Annotated in this window: 4 protein-coding genes; all 4 read right to left on the bottom strand. The window is 51.0% G+C overall.

What is annotated here, in order from left to right:
* Positions 1–96: 96 nt before the first annotated feature.
* Positions 97–1,146: a uridine kinase family protein gene (locus ACJMLT_RS04280; RefSeq protein WP_405727090.1), complete on the bottom strand. Its 1,050-nt coding sequence runs from the start codon at positions 1,144–1,146 to the stop codon at positions 97–99.
* 25 nt (positions 1,147–1,171) lie between these two features.
* Positions 1,172–1,699, bottom strand: a complete 528-nt coding sequence (locus tag ACJMLT_RS04285) for an ECF transporter S component (RefSeq protein WP_405727093.1) — start codon at positions 1,697–1,699, stop codon at positions 1,172–1,174.
* 147 nt (positions 1,700–1,846) lie between these two features.
* Positions 1,847–2,281 (bottom strand): DUF3842 family protein, encoded by a 435-nt coding sequence (locus tag ACJMLT_RS04290; protein ID WP_405727096.1) that lies wholly within the window; start codon positions 2,279–2,281, stop codon positions 1,847–1,849.
* 45 nt (positions 2,282–2,326) lie between these two features.
* Positions 2,327–3,359 (bottom strand): [Fe-Fe] hydrogenase large subunit C-terminal domain-containing protein (locus tag ACJMLT_RS04295; protein ID WP_405727099.1); only part of this gene is annotated, 1,033 nt, incomplete at its 5' end.

Raw genomic sequence — 3,359 nt, forward strand, 5'->3', positions numbered from 1 at the left:
AAGGCAAAAAAAGTCCCACTCTCTCGACATTTTCACATGTTTGGCAGTATGCATAAAAAAACACACCCATTCTGAAACAGGTGCATTTTACAGATTTTATAATCGTATCTCTGCTTTTTGGGCGATCTGATACGCCTGAAAATAAGCTTCTTCCAAGGGGATCCATCGGTCTCGGAACATCTTTGCCATTTCTTCCCCATTCCGCTTACGGATCCGCTGCAGCTGTGTTTCGCCGTCCACATCGGAAAAAACAGTAATATCCGCATAATTTCCCAGCAAAGGATGACAGCTGTAGGAGCCTTCCACGATACGGAATCTTGCCGTACCGATCTTTCTCTCCCCATGGTAATCCATTCTGCCGCAGTCAAAGATGCGATAGGAAAAGGCTTCCGGCAAAGAAAGATAAGGCAGAACTTCTTCACGGAATCTTTCATAATGCACATTTCCCCCGGGCACCGCAAAGCGTTCCTCCGTCCGCAGGGCAGGGGGCAGGAAAAAGTCGTCCATACGGATCACATCTGCCTCCAGAATTTCCTGCAGCAATCCTGCCATGGTTGTTTTTCCCGAAGCCGCCCTGCCGTCTATGGCGATCACACACGCTTTGTCCTGATCAGTTTGTTCCGCCGCTCTCTGCAGTATGGGAAACAGGCGGACAAATTTCCTGTTCACGATGCGATAGGCAGGCTTCTCCTGTTGGCGATAAAAATCGCTGTGATGGACGGGCGAAAGACCTGCTTCTTTTCGGGAGCGAGCATATTCCTCCCAGTCTTCACAGGAAAAGCCAACAGCAGCCTCTGAGAGGACCTCCTCCGCCCGTTTCAGATACACCCGAAAGAATGCCTCTCCATTCTCCCGTTTCCTGCAGGAAGCCGCAAAGAGGCGAAACAACCATGCAACAGGCAGCCCGTGAAATTTCCACGCCGCCAGATTCACGCGGCAGATCTCGTCGGAAATCGGCTCATAGAGGGGCACATCAGCCGCAGCCACGGTCTCATATTCTTTTTCCAGATACTCCTTTGCCCGCTGCAGATCATGCAGCAGGTGTTCCGGCCCAAAAGCCGCCTGATAGCACAGTTTCCAGATATCCTGCGGCTGCATGGCAGGGTGCATTTGGATTTGTTCCAGAAGATAATTTGCAAAATCCATACGAAAATGAATTCCTTTCCGATCATTATTTTTTCAGGTGTTTTTCCATGGCGATCACGATCACGGGGATCAGCACCAGCTGCAGGATGATGCCCGGCAGCGCTGTTGTCACTGCCCCTGCCAGAAAGGCTTCCATGCCGAACTGACCGCCTGTGCTGCTGACACATGCCATCATGGCAAAGCCCCATACGATACGCCCCAGAACCATAGCCGCCAGCAGGGCAGCATATACGGATCCCTTTTTCCCGGGCAGCATGCGATACAGAACCCCGGATATCAGCCCATAGGCCGCCAGTTCAAAGGCCATACAGATGGCCACGGGGAACATGGGAGGCATACCAAAGAGGAAGGAACGCAGGACGGGAGCGATCAGCCCCACCAGAAAGCCCATGCCGCCGCCGCAGAAGAAACCACACAGCAGCACAGGGATATGCATGGGGCAGAGCATGGAACCGATCTGAGGGATCTGCCCTGTCAGAAAAGGCATGACCAGCGCCAACGCCAGAAACATACCTGAAAGGGTAAGAGTTTTACTGTCTATTGTCTTTTTCATGTTACACTCCATTCTGTCATAAAAAAAGGCGCACTTTTCCCTTCTGGAAAAAGCAACACCTTCTTAGTATCATTTCAGACGATATTTTATTTGCGAAAAACAAAAGACTTCTGTCTCGATGCCATACTTCTGCATGGCAGTCTCAGTTTAACATTCTTTCTGACAAAAAGCAAACTGTTTTTCCACGGCATCCAATTTTACCATAACGTCTTCGATAAGCGTGGACAGATTCAGATCCGGCACACCGGCCACCAGATTATCACACTTATTGACGGGCAGCAGGATCCTGACTGCATCTGCCTGCCCTACGGCCACTGCCATGTTCGGCGTCACTTCGCCAAAAAGTGCATCGGCAATGACGATCCCGATGGGCCCCACGATAACATCCGCCTTTCGGCAGGCAACCACCACAGGATTTTCCCCTGTAGAAGCCTGATGAGCCCCAGCCTTCAGCATCGCCGCCGTGGCGATGGCATTGGTTCCCACCGCAATGACCTTTGCTGTTTTCAGCCGTCCCAGAATGGTTCTGATCAGCTGACTGCCCAGTTGGCCACCCTGTCCGTCGATCACTAATATATTCATATCCGTCCTCTTTTCTGTTCCGTCTCCACACTTTTTGCGAAATCCTTATTTTTCGATCTCTCCAAATTCTCTTTCCATGCTGAAAGCCGTCATATCATAGTCGCGAATCCCTTCATTGGGATCGTCCGTCAGGGCTGTACGGCTGAAGTCATTGATACGCTGAATCCCCTTCGTATCATGGAAAATGGAAGCCGCGCCGTTGGTGCAGCCGCCTTTGCAGGCCATCCCTTCGATCAGATTGCCGTCCAGCTTCCCAAAGGAAGCCAGTTTCATAGCACGTACACATTCCTCGATCCCGTTGCAGCGAACAGGTTTGATTTCCAGTTCCACGCCTTCCAGTTTTGCCACACGGCGCACACTTTCTGCCACGCCGCCGGTTCTGGCAAAGATACGGCCATAGGAGGAAGGTTCCCCTGCGGAGATCTCGGACAGCTTATCCAGTTCCACACCCTTTGCATCCAACAGGGAGCGCAGTTCTTCAAATGTCATTACATAATCGATGGCATCTGCAATTTCAGGCTGTTTTACTTCTACCTTTTTTGCTGTGCAGGGGCCGATGAAGATGACCCGTGCCTTGGGATCTTTCGCACGGATAGCTCTGCCCATGGCTATCATGGGAGAAACCACTGTGGAAACGTGATCCACCAGTTCGGGGTGATTTCTTCTGACATATTCTACGAAGGCAGGACAGCAGGATGTGGTTTTCCATTTCTTTTCTTCGATGGTATGTACAAATTCCTCTGTTTCCGCCAAGGCTACCATATCACCGGCAATAGCCGCTTCCACCACTTCGTAGAAGCCCAGTTCCTTGATGCCGGCAAATACCTGCCCCACTTCCACACTGCCAAACTGGCTGGCAACGGCAGGCGCAACCACGGCATACACGTGATAATTCGTATTATTGAAAGAATCTCTCAGCAGGTTCAGGATATTCATCACATAAGACTTATCCACGATGGCACCGAAAGGACACTGATGGACACAGGAGCCGCAGGAAATACATTTTTCATGGTCGATCATGGCTTTTCTGTTTTCATCGATCTTTACGGCATCCACAGGGCAGGCACGCATGCAGGGA

This window comes from Anaerotignum sp., assembly GCF_045122575.1.
GTDB lineage: Bacteria > Bacillota > Clostridia > Lachnospirales > Anaerotignaceae > Anaerotignum_A.

Bases quoted from the DNA above. Each gene is read 5' to 3' on its own strand.
- ACJMLT_RS04290 (WP_405727096.1), bottom strand. From the start codon at position 2,281: ATGAATATATTAGTGATCGACGGACAGGGTGGCCAACTGGGCAGTCAG.
- ACJMLT_RS04280 (WP_405727090.1), bottom strand. From the start codon at position 1,146: ATGGATTTTGCAAATTATCTTCTGGAACAAATCCAAATGCACCCTGCC.
- ACJMLT_RS04285 (WP_405727093.1), bottom strand. From the start codon at position 1,699: ATGAAAAAGACAATAGACAGTAAAACTCTTACCCTTTCAGGTATGTTT.